The following is a 20,447-nucleotide window of genomic DNA, read 5'->3' on the forward strand; positions in this document are numbered from 1 at the left end:
ATGGGCAGTCAAATATAAGCAAGAAGATCCGGTATGACCAACACGCCTTCTGCAGACTCGTCGTCAGCTTCCTCGATCCCCGCCGACGATCCCGGCCGCGCCCTGACGGTCGCCGATCCCGACGGCGCTGACGTGCCGCATATCTCTGTGGCCGGCGGCACCTACACGGTCCTGGTGTCGGGCGCGCAGACCGCAGGACGCTATTGCCTGGTCGACATGCTGGTGCCCGCCGGCGGCGGGCCCCCGCCGCACCGCCACGACTTCGAGGAAATGTTCACGCTGCTCGAAGGCGAACTTGAATTCACCTTTCGCGGTAAGTCCCATACCGTAAGTGCGGGGGCGACCGTCAACGTTCCGGCCAACGCGCCGCACGCGTTCAAGAACGTTTCCAGCAAGACAGCCCGTATGCTCTGCATGTGCACGCCAGCGGGACAGGACGAATTCTTCCTGGCGGTTGGCTTTCCCGTCGAAAGCCGCACATCGCCACCGCCGAAGCCGACCCCGGAAGAAATGGCTGAGAAGGGTAAGCTGATCGCAGCACTGCTGCCGAAATATCGCACCGAGATGGTGAAGATGTGAGGCGCGGCGGACGCAGCCGAAATCGGCCTTCCCAAATGGTTACGCGCTATTCGCCGCGCAGGCGCTGGTCGTCTTGCACGCGAACATGCTCGGCGCCGCGCGCGCCCGCGGGCGACAGCCGCAACATGCTCAGCGCCGCGCCGCAGAGCGCGAAGCCGACGCCGGTCAGCAACGCGATCCTGGTTCCCTCGATCGGATAGCGGCCGAGGAACAGCGCGACCAGCGCTGCGCCGGTGGTCTGCCCAAGCAGCCGCGCCGTCCCGAGCATGCCGCTGGCACCGCCGGCACGCTCGCGCGGGGCGGCCGCGATCATGGTGCGGTTGTTGGGGGTCTGGAACAGGCCGAAGCCGGCGCCAGCCAGCGCCATCCGCCAGATCACGTCGAGCGGTGTGGGCGCCGCCGGCAACAAGGCGAGCGCAGCGAGGCCGCAGGCGAACAGCGTGAGCCCGATGCCGCCGAGCAGGCCGGCCGGATAATGCTCGACCAGGCGACCGGCGAGGGGTGCTGCGAACGCCACCGCGATCGGCCACGGCGTGATCAAGAGACCCATATGCACCGCCGAATAGCCGAAGCGGCTCTGGAGGTAGAAGGGGATCGCAACGAAGGCCAGCATCTGCCCGCAGAACGAGGCGATCGAGGTCGCAATCGACAGGGCGAACACCGGGATGCGCAACAGGTCGACCGGCAAGAGCGGCGAGGCCATGTGGGTCTCGCGGTAGATCAGCAGTGCGCCGGCGACGAGAGCTACGGCGAACTGCACGAGGCAGGTGATCGCCGCTTCGCCATGACCGACGCTATCGACGGCCGCGATGCCGACGCCGAAAGTGATCGCGGACAGTCCCGCGCTCTGCCAGTCGAAGGAATGGCTCGCAGGCCTGGTGTGCGGCAGGCTGCGCAGGCCCAGTACCAATGTCACCGCGCCGAGCGGGACGTTGATGGCGAACAGCCAGGGCCAGCTGCCGAATGCCAGGATGCCGGCGGCGAGCGTCGGGCCGACCGCGGCCGAGAAGGCGACGACGAGAGCGTTGAGTCCGATGCCGCGGCCGAGCTGGCTGCGGGGGTAGGTGAAGCGCACCAGCGCTGCGTTGACGCTCATAATGCCGGCCGCGCCGAACCCCTGCACGATGCGGGCAATCGTGAGGAGCGGCAGCGTATGCGCCAGCGCGCAGAATGCGGAGGCAAGCGTGAACAGCACCAGGCCGACCAGATAGACGCGGCGATAGCCGACGATCTCGCCGAGCGAAGCCAGCGGCAGCAGCGAGATCGTGATCGCGAGCTGGTAGCCGTTGACGATCCAGATCGAGAACGCCGGGCTGGCGTCGAGGTCGGCCGCGATCGTCGGCAGCGCGACATTGGCGATGGCGCTGTCGACCACTGCCATAATGATGCCGAGCGCAATGGTCAGGACCGCCTGGCTGCGCTGCGGCTGCGGCAGGCCGTCGGCGTGCTCCATTTGGGCTGGCGACATGATGGCGGCGTGCTTGATTCGAGCCGTGGTTCGTCTCCGGACTAGAAAATTGCGAGATGCATCGCAACCCGGCAGGATACGGGCGGTTCCTGCGCCAGGAGCGGGTCTCCCGGCACCGCGGGCATGGGTCGGGACGGCTCTCGCGGGCTCACCAGCGCGAGGTCGACTTCCCGAACACATAGAGCGCGACGAGCCCAACCGTCACCGCGGTCGAGACGATCAGGATGGTCCGATCCCGATCGATCCCGCTCCGCTCGGCGCGCTTGAGATTGAGAGCGGTGAACAGGGCCTTCATGGCAAATCGGCGCATCGGGCTGCCTCGCGGGTGCGCATGATGCCACCGTCGGCGCGGACCGGCTTGATGCAGCTCAAGCCGGCCCTGCGCCGTGCGCCCGGTCGCTAAACCGGCGGCGGATTGCGGTCACTAAAGGCCGTGCGCTGGTGCCAGTAAGGATAGGGCAGCGTCACCTTGCTCGCCGCATCGAGCTTTGCGATCTGGTCCTGGGTCAATGACCAGCCGACTGCGCCGAGATTTTCGCGCAGCTGCGTCTCGTTGCGCGCGCCGATGATCAGCGTCGAGACGGTCGGACGCTGCAGCAGCCAGTTCAGCGCGATCTGCGAGACGCTCTTGCCGGTTTCCTTGGCGACCTCGTCGATCGCATCGACGACGCGATAGACGTGCTCGTCCGGCACGGGCGGGCCGAACTCGGCCGTCTTGGGCAAGCGGCTTACGTCAGGCTTTGGCTGGCCGCGGCGGATCTTTCCGGTGAGGCGTCCCCATCCGAGCGGCGACCAGACCACTGCGCCGAGGCCCTGGTCGAGGCCGAGCGGCATCAGCTCCCATTCGTAGTCGCGTCCGATCAGTGAGTAATAGGTCTGGTTGGCGACGTAGCGCGGGAAGCCATGCTTGTCGGCAACGCCGAGCGATTTCATCAGGTGCCAACCCGAAAAGTTCGACACGCCGACGTAGCGGATCTTGCCGGCGCGCACGAGCACGTCGAGAGTCGCGAGCACCTCTTCAGGCGGGGTGAAGGCGTCGAAGCCGTGGAGCTGGAACAGGTCGACGTAATCAGTGCCGAGTCGGCTCAGCGAAGCATCGATGGCCGAGAGCAGATGCTGCCGCGACGACCCGATGTCGTTGGGGCCGTCGCCGAAGCGGAACGTCGCCTTGGTCGAGATCAAAACCTTGTCGCGACGGCCCTTGATGGCTTCGCCGAGCACGCGCTCGGACTCGCCGAGCGAATAGACGTTCGCGGTGTCGAACATCGACACGCCGGCATCCAGGCAGATATCCAGAAGGCGCCGCGCTTCGGTCGCGTCAGTCGTGCCCCACGCAGCGAGGCGGCCAACGCCGCCGAAGGTACCGGTCCCAAGGCTCAAGGCGGGCACCATCAGGCCCGAGCGGCCCAAGCGTCGGTATTCCATCAATATGCTCCTCGGCTGGCCGCTGATCGATCCCCGCGGCCCCTGTGCCGGATGGTAGAGCAAGCACGCGCCGTGTCCTATTGCGTGCTCACATAGCGGCTCTGCTGGGGCCGCACGCGTTACGCCACGATTGTCCCCTTCAAATTCGCAGCCGTGATCTTCGCGCGCAGCCAGGCTTCGAACGCGTCGACATGGCCGCGGCCTTTGGCCTCGGCGGACCGCACGAGATAATAAGACACGGTCTCGACCTCGAATTGGGGCTGACGGAACGGCGCGACTAGGGTGCCCTTTTCCAGCTCGTCGGCGGCGAGGATCTCGCTCTCCAGGACGACGCCGAGACCTTCGACAGCGGCGTCGATGGCCATGGTGGATCGATCGAACCATAATTCGTGGCGTGCCTTGATCGTCGTGCCGACGACCTTTCTCAGATAGTCGGTCCAGGTCAGCGCGTTCGACGAATGAATCAACGTGGCGCGGGCAAGATCGCCGGGCTCGTGAAGTCCGAGTTGCTCGATCAGAAGCGGGCTACACAGCGGACGCAGACGCTCAGCCAGGAGCGGCTCGATCTGCCGGTCGTTGAGGACGGGCGGGCGTCCATAGGCGATGGCGAGATCGAAGCGAATGGTATCGAGCTCGCGCAAGTCGGCGATAGTTGACAGCCTGATCCCGATCTCCGGATGCTCGCCGATGAAATTCCCGATCCGCGGCTGAAGCCATTTGGCGGCAAAGCTCGGGCCGCTCGCGATGAACAGATGATTGCGCTGCGACTGCGGCGCGACCAGCCGCGTCGCGCCCATGATCATTCCGAATGCGCGCTCGATCTCGGCGGCATAGACGCGGCCGGCATTGGTGAGCACCGCGCGGCCGGCGTGCCGCGAAAAAACACGAATGCCGAGGAAATCCTCCAACTTCTGGATGTGGTGGCTGATCGCGGAGGGCGTAACCCCGAGCTCCTCTGCGGCGCGGCTGAAGCTGCCGTGGCGCGAAGCGGCTTCGAATGCCGATAGCGCCTTGAGCGGCGGCATTCGCGACCGCGGTGTTGACTCCGCCTCATCGGCTGCTGAGTTTTTTGAACTGGCGCCCATCATGTCTGCCCGGTACGAATTCATCCGTTGCTCAGGCAATTCTTGTACCGCAAACGCCCTGAAGCAACAGCTTCGTGCCCCAAAAGACCGACCCGACAACGGCGAGTGCATCGCCACACCGCACGGCTGTGCGGCGGATGCCGCTTGCCCGAGGAGAACCCATGACTTCAGCGCTGAAACAGGCCGCCGACGAATTCCTCGTCCGCTATGGCGGAGACGTGTTTCCGAACCTCTTCACCTTGGCGAAGGGGACGATTGTGACCGACAGCGATGGGCGCGATTATCTCGATTTCACCTCGGGCCAGATGTGCGCCACCATCGGCCACAACCACCCGGCTATCGTCGCGGCGGTGGAGAGTGCAGGGAAGAAGGCCTTCCATCTCTTCAGCGGGATGATCCCCGAAGTGGTCGCCGAACTCGCCCAGGTGCTGGCGAGGGATTGGCTGCCCGGCGATCTCAAACGCTCGATCTTCATCAATACCGGTTCGGAGGCAACGGAAGTCGCGCTACGCATGGCCAAGATGTACACCGGCGGCTACGAGGTGCTCGTTCTCGGCGGCTCGTGGCACGGCATCACCGGCGGTGCCGCATCGGTCTCGATGGCAAGCGACCGCAAGGGATATGGCGTGCCGCCGCCCGGCGTGTTCGTCATCCCGGAGCCGAACGCCTTCCGGCCCTACATCGCGAAGGGCAGCGAAGACGAGTCTGCGCTCGCCAATCTCGAACTCGCCCTGAAGATGTTCGACATGCAGTCGAGCGGGAGGGGTGCTGCGATCATCGCGGAGCCCGTGATCAGCGCCGGCGGCGTGCTGGTGCCGCCGAAGGCGTTCATGGAGGCCCTGCGAAAGGCGGCTGATGAACGCGGCATGCTGCTGATCTTCGACGAGGCCCAGACTGCTTTCGGGCGTATCGGCAAGAAGACGGGATCCGAATATTTCGGGGTCGTTCCGGATATCATGACCATGTCGAAGACGCTCGGCGGTGGGCTTCCGCTTGCGGCGGTATCGACCACCGAGGCGATCGAGAGCAACCTCCACGAGGATCACTTTACTTATTACACCAGCCACGTCTCCGATCCCTTGCTTGCCGAGGTCGGGCTCGCGGTGCTGCGCGTGATCACTGAGGAGAAACTTGTCGCACGCGCCAACGAGATGGGTGCCTACCTGCGAGGCCGGTTCGAAGGGCTCCAGCAGAAATACGAGCAGATCGGCGACATCAGGGGCATGGGCCTTCTGCTTGGCGTCGAGCTGGTCAGTGATCGCAACAGCCGACGCCCAGCCCACCAGCTTGGCGGCCTCACCACGAAGAAGTGCTTCGAGTACGGGCTGAGCATGAACATCCGCCGCCGCCCCGAGCGCGGATCGGTGTGGCGTATCGCGCCGCCGCTGACCGTCTCGACCGAGGAGATCGACCGGGCCGTTGAGATACTTGATCGGGCTTTGAGAGAAAGTCTCGACGAGCTGTCGCGAAATCCAACTGCTTAGCAACTGGTTGGAGGCTGACATGATCCGCGTACACGCGCCGAAGCTCGCGATTGCCGCCGCATCACTCGCGCTGCTCGAGGTGGGGGCCGCACAAGCGGCGAGTCCGACTTTGGAAAAGATCAGGGAGGTCGGCAAGATCAGCTTCGGCTACCGCGAGGCGTCGATTCCGTTCGCCTTTCTCGGAGCAGATCAGAAACCGACCGGGCTCTCGCTCGACCTCTGTGCCGCAGTGGCCGACAAGGTCAAGGTCATGTTGCAGCGGCTCGAGCTGGAGATCGAATACGTTCCGGTGAATGCGTCCAATCGCATCCCGCTGCTCCAGAACAGTACCATCGACGTCGAGTGCGGCAGCACGACCAATACGGCCGAACGGCAAAAGCAGGTGGCGTTCTCCGTTGCGACCTATGTGGCATCGCCGCGCTGGCTGGTGTCGGCCTCGTCGCAGCTGATGGAGCCGAAAGGACTTGACGGGCAGACGGTCGTCATCACGCAGGGTTCGCTGAATTTCGGGGTCGCCAAGAAGCTCCTCGATGACCAGAAGCTGAATGTGACGATCGTGCAGGCCAAGGACCACGCCGAGTCGCTCCTCATGCTGGGAACGGGTCGCGCCACCGCGTGGTTCGAGGACGATATCCTGGTTGCCGGTCTCGTCGCGAACGCCTCCGATCCCAGGGCTTTCCGGATGTTGGCGGCCACCTATGCGCCTTCTTACTATGGGCTAGTGACCCGCAGGGAAGATCCCGAGTTCAAGGCCGTCGTCGATGCCGCGATCAAGGAGAAGATGGTGTCCGGTGAATTCGGGAGGCTCTACGCGAAGTGGTTCGAGTCGCCGATTCCGCCGAAAGGGCAGAACCTCCAGCTTCCCATGAGCGAAGCGATGAAGGCCCGCGTCGCATCCCCCAGCGATGCGCTTGTGCCGTAGGCGATGCTCTCGGCAAACCTTGCGTCAATGCCGCGACTGGCTCTGCCGGAAGTCGCGCGGTGACATCCCGAAATGCTCGCGGAAGACGCGGCCGAAATGCGAGACGTCGTTGAAGCCCCAGGCAAAGGCGATTTCGCTGATGTGGCGGTGGGCGAGTACGGGGGAGGCGAGGTCGCGCCGACATTGAGTGAGGCGCTCACCGAGGACGTAGCGCTGGAACGAGGTGTCGGCGTCGGCGAGGAGATCGTTGACATAGCGGGAGGAGATGCCGAGCGCCGCGGCGGTCTCGGACAGCGAGAGGTCGGGATCGGCAAGATGAGCCCGGATATGCGCCTTCAGCCGGTAGAGCAGGGCGGAGCGATGGGTCGAGGACGGCAGCGGCGTCTTGCCTAGCCGCTCGCCCAGTGCCATCGCCAGGACATCGACGGCCTGTTCCGACAGAGCGGCGGCGTGGTGCGGATCGATCTGATCTGCGCTCTGGCAGAGCCGGTAGATGAAATCGTAGGCGATCCTCTGCAGCGGCGAGTCTGGTCCGAAAGAGCTGGCAGTCAGGTTTTCGGTCGCGCCGAGCCGGCGCTGCAGCATCTCGCGCGGCACCTTGAAGATGGTCTGCGTGAAGGTGCCGTCGAATTTAAGCTCGTACGGCCGCGTGGTGTCATAGAGCGCAAACTCTCCCGGATGCACCACGGCCTCGCGGCCGTCCTGCACCACGCCGCCGGTGCCGCGATTGCCGAGCGCGATCAGGATGAAATCCTGATCCGAGCGCGCGATGCGCGAGGGCGTGCGCAACACGTGCTGACGGTCGGAGCAGACCTCGGAGCATTCCGCCTTGCCCAGTGGTGCCCGGGTGACCGAGCCACGAAAGGCGCTGCCGAGATCGGACTTGCAGTCGAGCCCGACGAAGACGTCGCAGACGATATCCTGCCAGAGCGCAAGGCGGCGATGGCCTGGGCTGTCGTCCGTGGTGAACTGGATTGGCATCTGCAGAGCCTCCCTTTCACATCCCGCAACATCGCGTGTTGGCGCAGGTCTCGTCTGACCGGAGGCAAATCCCGTACCGGGCCGGCGATCCCGTCCGGTCGAGTTTTTGTTCCGCCGCGGTCGAGCGCCCGTCGCCCGACTGGGTCAAATAGACTGCATCGGACCTGGCTTTCGATCAACCGGCAAGAGGTGGCAATGGGCATCGAACATCCGAAATACAAGGTCGCCGTGGTGCAGGCGGCGCCCGCCTGGCTCGATCTCGACGCCTCGATCGAGAAGTCGATCGCCCTGATCAGGGACGCCGCCGAGAAGGGCGCCAAGCTGATCGCCTTTCCGGAAGCCTTCATCCCCGGTTACCCCTGGCACATCTGGATGGATTCGCCCGCCTGGGCCATCGGCCGCGGCTTCGTGCAGCGCTATTTCGACAATTCGCTGTCCTATGACAGTCCGCAGGCCGAGCGGCTGCGCGATGCCGTGCGCAAGGCAGGGCTCACCGCCGTGTTGGGCCTCTCCGAGCGCGAGGGCGGCAGTCTTTATCTGGCGCAATGGCTGATCGGGCCCGATGGCGAGACCATCGCAAAGCGCCGCAAGCTGCGGCCGACCCATGCCGAGCGCACGGTCTATGGCGAGGGCGACGGCAGCGATCTCGCCGTGCACGCGCGGTCCGACATCGGCCGCATCGGCGCACTGTGCTGCTGGGAGCATCTCCAGCCGCTGTCGAAATACGCCATGTACGCCCAGAACGAGCAGGTCCATGTCGCGGCCTGGCCGAGCTTTTCGCTCTACGATCCCTTCGCGCCGGCGCTCGGCGCCGAGGTGAACAACGCCGCCTCGCGCGTTTATGCGGTGGAGGGCTCCTGCTTCGTGCTCGCGCCTTGCGCAACGGTCTCGCAAGCGATGATCGACGAGCTGTGTGACCGGCCGGACAAGCACGCGCTGCTGCATGCCGGCGGTGGCTTCGCTGCGATCTACGGTCCCGATGGCAGCCAGATTGGCGACAAGCTCGCGCCGGACCAGGAAGGCCTCTTGATCGCCGAGATCGATCTTGGCGCCATCGGTGTCGCCAAGAACGCCGCTGATCCGGCCGGGCACTATTCGCGCCCCGACGTGACCCGGCTCCTGCTCAACAAGAAGCGATATCAGCGCGTCGAGCAGTTTGCGTTGCCGGTCGACACCGTCGAGCCCACGGACATTGCCGCGGCGGCGAGCTGATCGCCGCAATCGAGGGAGGCACGCTCATGGAATCCGCAATTCCTCTGCATCTCGAGAGCCCCCGCACGCGCCACAAGCGCGTGCCGGACGATTATCAGCCGCCATACCCGTCCTTCGTGGCGCGCTATAAGCCTGCCGTGAACCGCGTCGTGATGGCCTATTTCGGCCTGCAGTATCGCGGCACGGCGCCGGCGGCTGCGACGGACGCGCTCTCTGACATCGCGGTGCGGTTTGCCGCTGAAGGCGGTCCTTCACATTGGGACCGCGCGCAATATGTTGATCAGGCTGGCTATGAGAACGTCGTCTCGGTGGCCTATTGGGACGACATTGCGCGGTTCGACAAATGGTTTGCACCGGCGCGCGAGGCCTGGACCGGAAAGGCGACCGAGGGTATCGGCACGTTCATCGAGGTGCTGCGCCCCACGGTGGCCCGGCACGAGACGCTGTTTTCCTCGCTCGACCGGCCCGAGGGCGTCGCCGCAATCGCCGGCGGCATGAGCGGCGAGGTGCAGGAGCACGCCTATTGGGGCGGCATGCGCGACCGCATCCCGCTGTCGCAGACCGATCCGATGTCGCCCGGCGGCAATCCCGAATTGATCCGCGACGGCGCGCGGCTGCGCGTGAAGGCGCACGACAATCTCTGCCTGATCCGATCAGGCCAGGATTGGAGCGATACCGAGTCGTCGGAGCGAAAGCTCTATCTGGACGAGGTCGAACCGGTGTTGCGCGAGGGCATGGACTTCCTGCGCGATGACGGCCTCGGCATCGGCTGCTACGCCAACCGTTACATGCGCGTGCTTGCAGCCGACGGGGACGCGAGTGAAAAATCCTACGGTCAAAGCTGGTGGAAGAGCCTGGCTGCGCTGGAGCGGTGGGCGGAATCGCATCCGACCCACGTCAGGATATTCGGCGCCGCGATGAAGTACCTGTCGACGCTCGGCCCCTCGGCAAAACTGCGGCTCTATCACGAGGTCACCGTGGCAACTGCCGACGAGCAGCTCTTCGAATATCTGAATTGTCACGCCAAGACCGGCATGCTGGCGGCGGTGGAGACAGCCCACGCTTGATCGACTAAATGACGCAGTGGCCGAGCAGCTCGGGATGCGCCGCGCAGATGTGATGCGCGCCGGCGTCCCGCAGTTCGGCCTCGCTGCCGTAGCCATAGAGCACGCCGATCGCGGTCATGCCGTTGGTGCGGGCGCCGACCACGTCATGGCTGCGGTCGCCGATCATGATCGCGCTGGCGGGATCGACCTTGGTTTCGTCGAGCGCGTAGCGCAGCAGGTCGCGCTTGTCGACGCGCGTGCCGTCGAGCTCGGAGCCGAATACGCGCTCGAAATACGGTTTTAGGCCAAAATGCTCGACGATACGGGTGGCGTAGACCGCGGGCTTGCTGGTCGCCACGAACATGCGCGGTGTTGTCGCGGCAAGCGTTGTCAGCGTATCCATGATGCCGGCATAGGCCTCGTTCTCGAACAAGCCGACATCGCTGAAGCGTTCGCGATAGAGCAGCAGCGCCCGGTCGGCGAGTTCCGCGCTGCCCGTGAGCTTTTGCAGGCTGGCATGCAGCGGCGGCCCGATGCACCAGGTCAGTTCGTCCTCGCTCGGCACCGCGACGTCGAGCCGCTCCAGAGCGTACTGGATCGAGCGCGTGATCCCTGGCTTGGGGTCGGTCAGCGTGCCGTCGAGATCGAAATAGAGTGTCACCATATTGCCGCGCCTGTGTTGATACCGCCGCCTATTGCCAGACCTAAACGAGGCCGCGGACCAAGGCAAACGCGCAACCATTGTCACGCCGAAATCCGGCCCTCCTGATATGGCCTATCCCTTAAAGCTCGCTATTCGCGGGAGGGAAGCGTAGAGTGGCGCCATCACCGCCTTCCATTGGCATCGACCGGTGACTGAGGGTCACCAGCGCTCCCGCCGACTGAGCAGGAGCGTGCATGACTCGAGTTCGTCTGGTCGACTGGATCCGCCGGAGAGCGCTTCTTCTCGCATTGATACTTGGCACATTGATACTTGGCACATTGTTGCAAGGCGCTGTCGCGGCAGGACCGGACTGCCGGGCGATCGAAAGCACGAGCGGACGTCTCGCCTGCTACGATGCTGCGTTTCCTCCGAAGGAAAAAAAGCCCGCTGCTGCGGAGGGCGATGGGTCCCGTGCTGCCTACAAGGACCCGTTCGTGGCGGAAGAGGCCAGAACGGCAGCGAAGCTGAAGAACATCTGCCGCGGCTGTTGAGGGTTGCTCGTTCGCCGCGTTCTCGTTGATCGGCGAACCCGGACGAGAGATCGAGACAATTTTCAGGAGAGGCCGGATGAGCGAGCGACTTGAAACTCTGAAGAAGGCCCGTGATCGCATGATCGAGGACAGGGACGCGCATGCGAAGGTGCTGGCCGCCCCCTTTGTGCGCGACACCGCCGAGCGAGCGCGTAACAAGTTCATCGAGATCCAGGCGCTGATCGATTCCCTCGACCGCGCCATCCGGGGCGAAGTCCCGGTTCCGGTCAAAAACTAAGGCAGTAGGCAGCGACACCGGCGGAGCGTTCATTGCTGATGCCGCTAGCGCTCCCTCATTGCTGTCTCGCCCATTCGACGATGGCGGTCGCCTCCGCGCCTGCCCGGGTTTCCCAGGCGGCGATCGCGTCCTTTGCTGCCTTCCGCAGCTCCGTGACAAGGAACGCAGGCGCCGGCTCGGCGATATGGACGCCATTGTCGCGCATGCGCGCATAGTTCTCGATGGTGCGGTGGGTCAGTAGTGCGAGCTGGCTCTGTTCTGTCTCGGCCGCCGCGGCCAGCACCTCGCGCTGCATCGGCTCGGACAGTTCGGCAAAGGCATCGCTGCGGACGAAGGCGATCGAGATTGGCATCGCGTAGTTGATGGCCGTGAAATGCGGCAGGAAGTCCCACAATTTGCGCCCCGCGCCGCCGTCGCCGGAGGTGAGGAAGGCATTCAGCCGGTGCTCCTTCAGTCCGGCGAGCGCCGCGTCCATCGGCAGGAATTGCGCGTTCGCGCCGGCCGCGCGCATGACCTCGGTGGAATTGGCATCGTAGGTTCGCAAATTCAGTTTCGGCAAATCGTCGGCACCATCGAGCCACCGTTCCGACCAGAGGCCCGTGGCCGGCCAGATCGTCACATAGAGCAGCTTGAGGCCGCGCGCCGCGAGCGCCTTCTCATAGAGCGGGCGCGCCCGCAGATTGGTAGCGCGGGCGAGATCGACCGATTGCACCAGAAAGGGCAGGGTAGACAATCCGAACACAGGGTCGAGGCCCGAGAGCGCGCCCGCGAAGGCATCGCCGCCCGCGATCCGGCCGTCCAGCGTCGCGCGCGGCATCTCGCCCGAGTTGATCTTGAGCTGGTTGTCGAAGGCGTTCATCACGGTCACGAAACCGTGGGTACGCTCGGAGACGCGGCTGGCGAAGGTCGTGAGTCCAATCCCGGAGATGTTATTCTCGGGGTATTCCGTGGTCATCCGCCAGGTGACCTGGGATGTGACTTGAGACGCGACTTGAGACGTCACCTGCGCGGCCGCTGGCGCGACGTTCAGGATGAGTGCGGCGAGGACAAGGATCGCGCGGATCCGTTTGGCGGGGTAACGCATTGGGAGAAACAGGTCAGGCAGCATATATTGGCGACTCGTCAAACCATGGCACAATGCCACAACATTGTTGAACGCACTGTCGCATGCCGCGCCGAGGCGCGCCACCGCCATGCCTGCACAGGATGGGTGCAGATTGCGATGTGCATCATCCCCGCGTTGCTTGTCTCGGTGACACGGGCGGCGGCGTGGGACAGTTCGCCCGCCAAGACCGATGTCGCCGTCCCCAGCGTCGAAGAGCTCGCGATGCCGCCGGCGAAGCCCGCGGATGCGCGCGAGAGCGACACGCGGGAGTCGATCTGCCTGATTATCGAGGCCGCGGCGCGCGATGCCAATCTGCCGCTGGAGTTCTTCGCCCGCGTGATCTGGCAGGAGAGCCGCTTCCAGACCGATGCGGTCGGGCCGGTGACGCGCAGCGGTGAGCGGGCGCAGGGGATCGCGCAGTTCATGCCGGGCACCGCGAGCGAGCGCGGGCTGCTCAATCCCTTCAATCCGGTGCAGGCGCTGCCGAAATCGGCGGAATTCCTGAACGAGCTGCGCAACCAGTTCGGCAATCTCGGCCTGGCCGCCGCCGCCTACAATGCCGGGCCGCGCCGGGTGCAGGAATGGCTCGCCGGCACCGGCGGCATGCCGGAGCAGACCCGCAATTACGTTCTTGCCATCACTGGCACGAGCGTCGATGCCTGGGCCAAGGCGGGCGCGACCGGCAAGGGGCCGCCGAGTGCGCCACCGACGAGCTGCCGCGATCTGATGGCGCTTTTGAAGCGCGCGCCGAATGCCTTCGTCGCCGAGCTCGAGCAGCATGTGGAGCTCGCGGCCGCTAAGATCTGGGGCGTGCAGCTCGCCGCGGGCTTTGACCGCAACCGGGCGCTGGCGATGTATTCCCGTGCGGTCACGCGGCTGAGCGCCGTGATCGGCGCACGTGATCCGAGCCTGCTCAGCTCAGTGATGCGCAGCCGCGGCACGCGCGCCTTCTACCAGGTGCGCATCGGCGCCGATACGCGGAGCGAGGCGGATGAACTCTGCGGTCGCATCCGCAAGGCTGGCGGGGCGTGCTTCGTGCTGAAGAACCGCGGTGTGAGCGGGTAGGAGAGAGCTGGAGCTGCTCCGTGGTGAGGAGCGAGGTCAAGCATTGCTTGATCTTGCGCGTTGGATGCAACCGTGTGAAAGGACAATCGACGCGCGAACAGACCGCGGAGAGTGGAGCTTCGGAACCTGATGCAGGTGATCGGCGACGCAACACCCGCAGATTCCGCCGGAACGGTCCAAAGAATTGCTCTGGCGTGCGCTTGTGTGGCGAGCCTAGTGCTCTGGCTTGCCTTGAATGCAGACTTCTCCAACGCTCTATTGTGGGCTGCGAAGCTGGAAGGGCATCCGATCAGCGGAACCGTCGGGGTGAGCAAGGTCGTCATCTGCCTCGGCTGGAGCTCGTTGGCGTTCTGGCTCATCTGCCACCGGTACCAGATAAGAATGACCGCCGTTTTGGCGCTGTTGGCGGTCACTCTCGTTGCCTGGATCGGCTCCAGCGTTGTCGACATCAAGTTTTTTGATCTGCCCGTCGCCAAACTGATTGTCCAGTCGGTGCCGCTTACGCTGTTGTACACTTTCAAGCTGCCATTGATCGCCATCGCTCTCGCATATTTCATCGTGACCAGGCGGGCGTCCATTCATGCTTTTGAACGGCTATCCTTGGCAGGCTCATTGGGCCCGTGTGCGATCATGGTGTGGACCGGCTTGTTCGATGTGATCTCTCCGGGCATCGCCTGGCGCTAGGCAACGTTGACGGTGCATGCCAGCCCCGCCGCACGCTTTCTTGACGCGAACCGCTGTATTGCCCGTTATGGGGCACGATTCCTCCCAGCCAAGACTCCCGTGGCGCTTCCTCCGCTCGATTCACCTCAATGGCAAAGTCCGTGGCGCGCCTTTGCGTGGGGGCTGCGCTCGATCACGCAGACGATCCTCACTCTGGTCCTGTTCGCGACCTATCTCGGCATTGGCGCGCTCGCGCACGATACCCATTTCAGCCTGCTATGGGCGCTCTGCTCGACGCTGTTCGTCTGGGCAGGTCCGGCGCAGATCATCCTGATCACCACGCTTGGCTCCGGTGCAACAATCGTCCAGTCCGCGATCGCGGTCACCGTCAGTGCGATCCGGCTGTTTCCGATGGTGGTTTCGGTGCTGCCGCTGATGCGCACGCCCACGACGAAACGGCGCGAGCTGTTTTTTGCGGCGCATCTCACCGCGGTGACACTGTGGGTCGAATGCCATCGCTTCCTGCCGCAGGTGCCGCGTGAACGCCGGATCGCCTTCGTCAACGGACTTGGCTTCGGTCTTGTCTCGGTGTGTCTCACCGCCAACACGGTCGGCTATTTCCTCGCCGCCAACCTGACCCAGACGCTTGGCGCGGCGATCCTTTTGCTGACGCCGTTGTCGTTCCTGTTCTCGACCGCACGCAACAGCCGTGAGGTCGCCGACGTCGTCGCGCTGACGCTCGGGATCCTGCTCTATCCACTGGCCGCGAAGATGAACTCCGGCCTCGACATTCTCGTCAGCGGCCTCGTGGCTGGCACGATCGCCTATGGCGTGCATTGGTGGCGGGAGGTGCGCGCATGAGCTTTGCGCAACTCATTGGCGACTGGCACGCGCTGGCGGTGCTGTTCGTCGCCGGCGTTGTTCCCAACCAGATATGGCGCATGCTGGGCCTGTGGTTCGGGGGCGGCATCGACGAGGGCTCCGAGCTTCTGGTCTGGGTGCGGGCGGTCGCCACCGCGATCCTGGCCGGCGTCATCGCCCAGATCGTGGTGGAGCCGCCCGGGGCGCTTGCGAGTGTGCCGGATGCCTTACGCTACGGTGCGGTCGGCGCCGGCCTCGTCGTCTTCCTATTGACCCGCCGCTCGATCTTCGCGGGCGTGGTCGCGGGTGAAGTCTTCATGCTGGCCGGCAAGTGGTGGTTGGGCTAAAACCGCCGGCGAACAGCAGGGAATTGGAAATATGGTTCGCGAAAACGAGCTCCGCGAGGGTGAAGTCTCTATCGAGCTGCCGCCGACGCAGGATGCCGGCCTCGTCTTCATCGGCCGCATCCGCACGCCCTGGAGCTCGCGGATGGAGACCCCGCGCCAGGGCCGGACAGACGGCCCGATATGCCGCCTCGAGATCTTCGAGCCGTTCGTGCCGGCGATCAAGGGTGTCGATTTCTACAGCAATCTCGAAGTGCTCTACTGGCTCGACAAGTCGCGCCGTGACATCATCTTGCAAAGCCCGAAGAACAACGAGAAGACCCGCGGCACGTTTTCTCTGCGCTCGCCGGTGCGCCCCAATCCGATCGGCACCTCGATCGTGAAGCTGGTCGGCATTGAGGGCAACGCGATTCTGGTGCGCGGGCTCGATTGCCTCGACAACACGCCGCTGATCGACATCAAGCCGGATCGTTGCGAGTTCACGCCGCTTGCCGCGCCGCAGCCGGGGGATTTCCAGACGGAATGAGAGGCGCGCTCCGCCCCACCGTCATTGCGAGGAGCTCTTGCGACGAAGCAATCCAGACTGTAGCCGCGGAGGCAGTCTGGATTGCTTCGCTGCGCTCGCAATGACGGGTGGAGAGCGTCAGCCCGCCTTCAACGCTGCGATCAGCTTGGTCGCGTTCTCTTCCAGCACCTTGACGTCTTCCTTGCGGCTGGCGGGCGGAAGCATCGCCACGCCGTCGTGGCGCGGCATCACGTGCATGTGGAGATGAAACACCACCTGTCCGCCGGCCGCCTCGTTGAACTGCTGCACGGTGATGCCGTTGGCCCTGAACGCCGTCATCGCTGCGGCAGCGATCTTGTGCGCGCCGCGGGCGACATGGGCGTAGTCATCAGGCTTGATGTCGAGGATGTTGCGGGCAGGAGCTTTTGGAATCACCAGCGTGTGGCCCGGTACCCGCGGCATGATGTCGAGGAACGCGAGCACGTGCTCATCCTCGTAAACCTTGTGGCAGGAGAACTCGCCGCGCAGGATCTTCGCGAAGATGTTGTTGGGGTCGTAGGCTGTCATGGCGGCGGCTCCCTGGAATTTTGCGCTTACTGTCACCAGCCGCAACGAACCGTCAAGGCGCCTCGTCGGCGCCTTTGCGGAACGGGCCGAGCTCGGCCAGCTCCCATCCGGCTTCCGCAACATAGGCGCGCTCGCGCTTGAGGTAATCGTCGATGGCGCGGCGCAAGCCCGGATCGGCGATGAAATGAGCGGAGTGGGTGGTCCGCGGCAGGTAGCCGCGTGCGATCTTGTGCTCGCCCTGCGCGCCGGCCTCGACATTCCCCAGGCCGCGTTTGATGGCGAAGTCGATCGCCTGATAATAGCAGACCTCGAAATGCAGGAAGGGATGATGCTCGACCGCACCCCAGTTGCGGCCGAACAGCGTGTCCGAACCGATGAAGTTGATCGCGCCCGCGATCCAGCGATCGTTGCGGCGTGCCATGACCAGCAGCACGTCCTGGCTCATGGTCTCGCCGATCAGCGAAAAGAATTCCCGCGTCAGATATGGCCGGCCCCATTTGCGCGAGCCGGTCTCCATGTAGAACATGAAAAACGCATCCCATGCGTCTTCGGTGATGTCCTTGCCCGTGAGGCAGTGGATGGTGATCCCGGCAGCCAGCGCATCGCGCCGCTCGCGCTTGATCGATTTGCGGTGGCGGGAGTTCAGCGTCGCCAGGAAATCGTCGAAACTCGCAAAGCCCTCGTTGTGCCAATGGAACTGCTGGTCGGTGCGCTGGAGGAAGCCGTGCTCGGCGAGCAGCTTCCACTCCGCCTCGCGCGCGAAAGTGACGTGCACCGAGGAAGCCTTGCTGACGCCGCACAGCGCCACCAGCCCGCTCGCCAGCGCCTCCGTGATGCGCTCGCCGTCGACGCCGTCGCGAACCAGCAGCCGCGGTCCCGTCGCCGGCGTGAAGGGAACTGAAACCTGCAGCTTCGGATAGTAACGCCCGCCGGCGCGCTCGTAGGCGTCCGCCCAGCCGCGGTCGAAGACGTATTCGCCTTGCGAGTGCGATTTCAGATAGCAGGGCACGACGCCGGCGACGCGGCCGTCGATCTTGGCCACGAGGTGCCGCGGCCCCCAGCCGGTGCGGATCGTTGCCGAACCCGATTTCTCAACGGCGGATAAAAACGCGTGGGAGACGAAAGGGTTATAGGCAGGCTTTGAGAGGCCGAGGGAATCGCCTGGAAGCCCGGATGAGGTTCCCTTGCCATGCCCGTTACAGGACTTGCCGGGATTGGCGCAGGCGTCCCAGTCGTCCGGCGATACTTCGCCAATGGAAGGTACGGCCTCAAGGGTGATTTCGGATGGTGCCATCATGCCCAAGATCGTGCATTGCAGCAGCGACTTCAAGAGTGGGGAACATCAAGCCTACGGCACGAAGCCCTCGAAGATCATCTGATCCGCATATTGTGTGACCCGCGTCCGTTGCTCGGTCGTACGCACGGTCCAGCCGAGCAGAGCGCAGCCGAACACATTGCGGGCGATCCAGGGGGCGGGGGCGGGCAGGTCGTCGACCCTGAAGGCGACGAAATCCGGCTGGGTCTGGAAGCCGTGGCGCAGGTACAGCATGCTGTCGCGCTGCTGCTGGGTCAGGTAAGCCCAGTATTCGTCCTCATAGCTCCGCTGCGCGACGATGCCGCGGGGGCGGGAGGGCAACAGCTCGCGCAGCGCCAGTACCTGGTCCGGGTCGAAGGACATGCCGACGGCGGGGCCGTCATAGGATGCCAGCACCTCGGCCATCCGCTTCACCAGCTTGCGGTCGCCGTCAAAATGGCTCTTGACCTCGATCACCAGCGGCACGCGGCCGGCGACCAGGCCGCAGAGATCGCTGAGCGACATCATCCGCTCGGCCGTGTCCTTGAAGGTGAGCGCCTTCAGCTCGGCGGCGGTCTTGTCGACCAGCGGCCCGGTGGTTTCGGTGAGGCGGCCGAGCGCATGATCGTGATGCACCATGGCCTCGCCGTCGGCGGAGAGCTGGATGTCGACCTCGATCGAGAAATTGCCCGCAATCGCGGCCTGTACCGCGCCCGGCATGTTCTCGACGATGCCGCGGGCAATGTCGTGCAGGCCGCGATGGGCGACCGGGCGGGCTGTCAGCCAATCAGGAGCGCGCATTCGCCTCAGGCGACCTCGAACACGCCTTCGACCTCGACCGCCGCATCCGCGGGCAGGGAGGCGACGCCGACGGTGGTGCGGGCATGGCGGCCCTTGTCACCGAAGGCAGCGACCATCAGGTCGGAGGCGCCGTTGAGGACCTTCGGCCCGTCCAGGAAGTCCGGCGCCGAGTTGATGAAGCCGCCGAGGCGCACCACGCGCACGACCTTGTCGAGGTCGCCGAGCGCCGCCTTGACCTGGGCCAGCAGGTTGACGGCGCAGCCGCGGGCGGCTGCGGCGCCGTCTTCGATGGTCACGCCGGCGCCGAGCTTGCCCTTGGCGATCAGCTTGCCGGCGGGATCGAAGCAAACCTGGCCCGAGACGAACAGCAGATTACCGGTGCGCACAAACGGCACGTAATTGGCTACCGGGGTGGGGGCCTCGTGTAGCTTGATGCCCTGTTCCGCCAGCTTCTGCTCGACCGTGCCCGCCATGTCCGACCCTCGTTGTCCAAAATCCATCCGCCCGGGCGCATCTGTTGCAGCGCGGGCGAGCCCTGTTTCGCCCATCGTGCCGCCACATGCAAGCAACCCTCGGGGGTGGCAATTTGTTGAGGCGGGGCAGAAGGTTCAACCCAGGGGCCGCAACTTTACGTGAAACGGCCTCAGTTGCGACGCAATGGAACGGTCATTAAAATGTCGAATCTGCGCTTTCCCCAAGGGACCAGACATGCTGCACCTTTTCCGGACTTCGCTCGGTGTGACGGCGCTCGCGGCGGCCGCTCTCGGCCCCGGAGGCGGGGCGCTGGCCGCGAACGGTCCGTTCCTCGCGCATCAGGCGCTCTATGATTTGAGCCTGGTGAAATCGCGCTCCAATTCGATCAACAGCGCGCGCGGCCGCATCCTCTACAATTTCACCGGAAGTTCGTGCGAGGGCTACACCTCCGAATTCCGCCAGGTCTCCGAGCTCGACAGCGGCGAGGGCAAGGTCACGCTCAGCGACCTCCGCTCCAATTCCTGGGAGGACGCCGGCGGCAAAAGCTACCGCTTCAAGATCGAGACGCGGATGAACGAGGCGGATGCCGGCCGGGTCGACGGCTCGGCGGAGCGCGACGGCGACCACATCAACGTCAAGCTGAAGCTGCCGGCGCCGAAGAGCTTTACGCTCGACGGCAAGATCGTATTCCCGACCGAACAGATCCAGCGCATCATTGCCGCTGCCAAGGACGGCAAGTCGCTGCTCGAGCTCTCCGTCTATGACGGCTCCGACGATGGCCAGAAGGTCTACAACACGCTGACCGTGATCGGCCAGCCGATCCCCGCTGAGCGCGCCGGCCCGCCCGATCCGTCGACATCCGACGAGCACATGAAGGCGCTCAAGCGCTGGCCCGTCACCGTCAGCTATTTCGACCGCGAGGCCCAGCGGAAGGAAGGCGAGCAGACGCCGGTCTACGCGATGGCGTTCGAGCTCTACGAGAACGGTGTCTCGCGCCAGCTTGTGCTCGATTACAACGATTTTGTGATTTCGGGCGCGATGGGCAAGTTCGACGCGAAGGACAGCAAGCCCTGCAATTGAGGGCTGGTCTGCAAC

At 64.7% G+C, this 20,447-nt stretch carries 23 protein-coding genes; 12 read left to right on the forward strand and 11 right to left on the reverse strand.

Translation table 11 applies throughout. The features are described 5' to 3' along the window. Positions 1–33: 33 nt before the first annotated feature. Positions 34–579, forward strand: a complete 546-nt coding sequence (locus AC0L27_RS32945; RefSeq protein WP_354209386.1) for a cupin domain-containing protein — start codon at positions 34–36, stop codon at positions 577–579. 46 nt (positions 580–625) lie between these two features. Here AC0L27_RS32945 and AC0L27_RS32950 read toward each other — a convergent pair whose 3' ends face one another. The 4 genes from AC0L27_RS32950 to AC0L27_RS32965 all read right to left on the reverse strand — a co-directional run bounded on the left by AC0L27_RS32950 (position 626) and on the right by AC0L27_RS32965 (position 4,497). Beyond that, positions 626–2,047, reverse strand: coding sequence for an MFS transporter (locus AC0L27_RS32950; protein ID WP_354254983.1), 1,422 nt, complete (start codon positions 2,045–2,047; stop codon positions 626–628). A 148-nt stretch (positions 2,048–2,195) separates the two neighbouring features. Continuing rightward, a complete protein-coding gene (locus tag AC0L27_RS32955; RefSeq protein ID WP_275167956.1) occupies positions 2,196–2,357 on the reverse strand; it encodes a hypothetical protein in 162 nt (53 codons plus the stop codon). Between the two features lie 89 nt (positions 2,358–2,446). Beyond that, positions 2,447–3,472 carry an aldo/keto reductase gene (locus AC0L27_RS32960; protein ID WP_354209388.1) on the reverse strand — a complete coding sequence of 342 codons (1,026 nt, stop codon included), beginning with the start codon at positions 3,470–3,472 and terminating at the stop codon, positions 2,447–2,449. 119 nt (positions 3,473–3,591) lie between these two features. After that, entirely contained in the window at positions 3,592–4,497 is a 906-nt protein-coding gene (locus tag AC0L27_RS32965; protein WP_473321843.1) for a LysR substrate-binding domain-containing protein, read from the reverse strand. 221 nt (positions 4,498–4,718) lie between these two features. On the opposite strand from AC0L27_RS32965, the gene AC0L27_RS32970 reads away from it, so the two are divergent. Together AC0L27_RS32970 and AC0L27_RS32975 are read left to right on the forward strand one after the other, a co-directional pair. Continuing rightward, positions 4,719–6,041, forward strand: coding sequence for an aspartate aminotransferase family protein (locus AC0L27_RS32970; protein WP_354209391.1), 1,323 nt, complete (start codon positions 4,719–4,721; stop codon positions 6,039–6,041). Between the two features lie 19 nt (positions 6,042–6,060). Then, positions 6,061–6,963: an amino acid ABC transporter substrate-binding protein gene (locus AC0L27_RS32975; RefSeq protein ID WP_354209392.1), complete on the forward strand. Its 903-nt coding sequence runs from the start codon at positions 6,061–6,063 to the stop codon at positions 6,961–6,963. A 24-nt stretch (positions 6,964–6,987) separates the two neighbouring features. Here the strand turns inward: AC0L27_RS32975 and AC0L27_RS32980 are convergent, their stop codons facing one another. Next, positions 6,988–7,944, reverse strand: a complete 957-nt coding sequence (locus tag AC0L27_RS32980) for an AraC-like ligand-binding domain-containing protein (RefSeq protein WP_354209393.1) — start codon at positions 7,942–7,944, stop codon at positions 6,988–6,990. A gap of 195 nt (positions 7,945–8,139) precedes the next feature. Here AC0L27_RS32980 and AC0L27_RS32985 point away from each other — a divergent pair, with 195 nt between their 5' ends. Both AC0L27_RS32985 and AC0L27_RS32990 read left to right on the forward strand, forming a co-directional pair. Further along, positions 8,140–9,156, forward strand: coding sequence for a carbon-nitrogen hydrolase family protein (locus tag AC0L27_RS32985; protein WP_354209394.1), 1,017 nt, complete (start codon positions 8,140–8,142; stop codon positions 9,154–9,156). Between the two features lie 26 nt (positions 9,157–9,182). Next, positions 9,183–10,223, forward strand: a complete 1,041-nt coding sequence (locus AC0L27_RS32990) for a phenylacetaldoxime dehydratase family protein (protein WP_473321846.1) — start codon at positions 9,183–9,185, stop codon at positions 10,221–10,223. Positions 10,224–10,227: 4 nt separating this feature from the next. Here AC0L27_RS32990 and AC0L27_RS32995 read toward each other — a convergent pair whose 3' ends face one another. After that, positions 10,228–10,866 (reverse strand): HAD family hydrolase, encoded by a 639-nt coding sequence (locus AC0L27_RS32995; RefSeq protein ID WP_354254982.1) that lies wholly within the window; start codon positions 10,864–10,866, stop codon positions 10,228–10,230. A gap of 606 nt (positions 10,867–11,472) precedes the next feature. Between AC0L27_RS32995 and AC0L27_RS33000 the strand changes: the two genes are divergently transcribed. Next, entirely contained in the window at positions 11,473–11,673 is a 201-nt protein-coding gene (locus AC0L27_RS33000; protein ID WP_354209397.1) for a hypothetical protein, read from the forward strand. 55 nt (positions 11,674–11,728) lie between these two features. On the opposite strand, the gene AC0L27_RS33005 is transcribed toward AC0L27_RS33000, so the two are convergent. After that, positions 11,729–12,781, reverse strand: coding sequence for a TRAP transporter substrate-binding protein (locus tag AC0L27_RS33005; RefSeq protein ID WP_354254981.1), 1,053 nt, complete (start codon positions 12,779–12,781; stop codon positions 11,729–11,731). 114 nt (positions 12,782–12,895) lie between these two features. On the opposite strand from AC0L27_RS33005, the gene AC0L27_RS33010 reads away from it, so the two are divergent. The 5 genes from AC0L27_RS33010 to tsaA all read left to right on the forward strand — a co-directional run bounded on the left by AC0L27_RS33010 (position 12,896) and on the right by tsaA (position 16,237). Then, positions 12,896–13,843 (forward strand): lytic transglycosylase domain-containing protein, encoded by a 948-nt coding sequence (locus AC0L27_RS33010; RefSeq protein WP_354209399.1) that lies wholly within the window; start codon positions 12,896–12,898, stop codon positions 13,841–13,843. A 129-nt stretch (positions 13,844–13,972) separates the two neighbouring features. Then, complete coding sequence (locus AC0L27_RS33015; protein ID WP_354058843.1) at positions 13,973–14,527, forward strand: hypothetical protein; 555 nt, start codon at positions 13,973–13,975, stop codon at positions 14,525–14,527. Between the two features lie 99 nt (positions 14,528–14,626). Next, the gene (locus tag AC0L27_RS33020) at positions 14,627–15,367 is read left to right on the forward strand and encodes an AzlC family ABC transporter permease (protein WP_275167943.1); all 741 of its coding nucleotides are present in this window, start codon (positions 14,627–14,629) and stop codon (positions 15,365–15,367) included. Continuing rightward, complete coding sequence (locus AC0L27_RS33025; RefSeq protein WP_007603256.1) at positions 15,364–15,714, forward strand: AzlD domain-containing protein; 351 nt, start codon at positions 15,364–15,366, stop codon at positions 15,712–15,714. The genes AC0L27_RS33020 and AC0L27_RS33025 overlap by 4 nt, the downstream gene beginning before the upstream one ends. A gap of 31 nt (positions 15,715–15,745) precedes the next feature. Continuing rightward, the gene (tsaA, locus tag AC0L27_RS33030) at positions 15,746–16,237 is read left to right on the forward strand and encodes a tRNA (N6-threonylcarbamoyladenosine(37)-N6)-methyltransferase TrmO (RefSeq protein ID WP_354058846.1); all 492 of its coding nucleotides are present in this window, start codon (positions 15,746–15,748) and stop codon (positions 16,235–16,237) included. A 117-nt stretch (positions 16,238–16,354) separates the two neighbouring features. Here tsaA and AC0L27_RS33035 read toward each other — a convergent pair whose 3' ends face one another. Genes AC0L27_RS33035 through AC0L27_RS33050 form a run of 4 tightly spaced genes read right to left on the reverse strand, consistent with a single transcriptional unit; the run spans position 16,355 to position 19,351 of the window. Beyond that, positions 16,355–16,783 carry an HIT domain-containing protein gene (locus tag AC0L27_RS33035; protein ID WP_354209401.1) on the reverse strand — a complete coding sequence of 143 codons (429 nt, stop codon included), beginning with the start codon at positions 16,781–16,783 and terminating at the stop codon, positions 16,355–16,357. 52 nt (positions 16,784–16,835) lie between these two features. After that, complete coding sequence (locus AC0L27_RS33040; protein WP_354209410.1) at positions 16,836–18,077, reverse strand: GNAT family N-acetyltransferase; 1,242 nt, start codon at positions 18,075–18,077, stop codon at positions 16,836–16,838. Between the two features lie 54 nt (positions 18,078–18,131). After that, the gene (locus AC0L27_RS33045) at positions 18,132–18,878 is read right to left on the reverse strand and encodes a glycerophosphodiester phosphodiesterase (RefSeq protein ID WP_275167940.1); all 747 of its coding nucleotides are present in this window, start codon (positions 18,876–18,878) and stop codon (positions 18,132–18,134) included. A 5-nt stretch (positions 18,879–18,883) separates the two neighbouring features. Next, entirely contained in the window at positions 18,884–19,351 is a 468-nt protein-coding gene (locus AC0L27_RS33050; RefSeq protein WP_007611287.1) for a RidA family protein, read from the reverse strand. Between the two features lie 235 nt (positions 19,352–19,586). Here AC0L27_RS33050 and AC0L27_RS33055 point away from each other — a divergent pair, with 235 nt between their 5' ends. Continuing rightward, positions 19,587–20,432 (forward strand): cell envelope integrity EipB family protein, encoded by an 846-nt coding sequence (locus AC0L27_RS33055; protein ID WP_354209402.1) that lies wholly within the window; start codon positions 19,587–19,589, stop codon positions 20,430–20,432. The last annotated feature ends 15 nt before the right edge of the window (positions 20,433–20,447 follow it).

The organism is Bradyrhizobium sp. Ken51 (assembly GCF_055807435.1).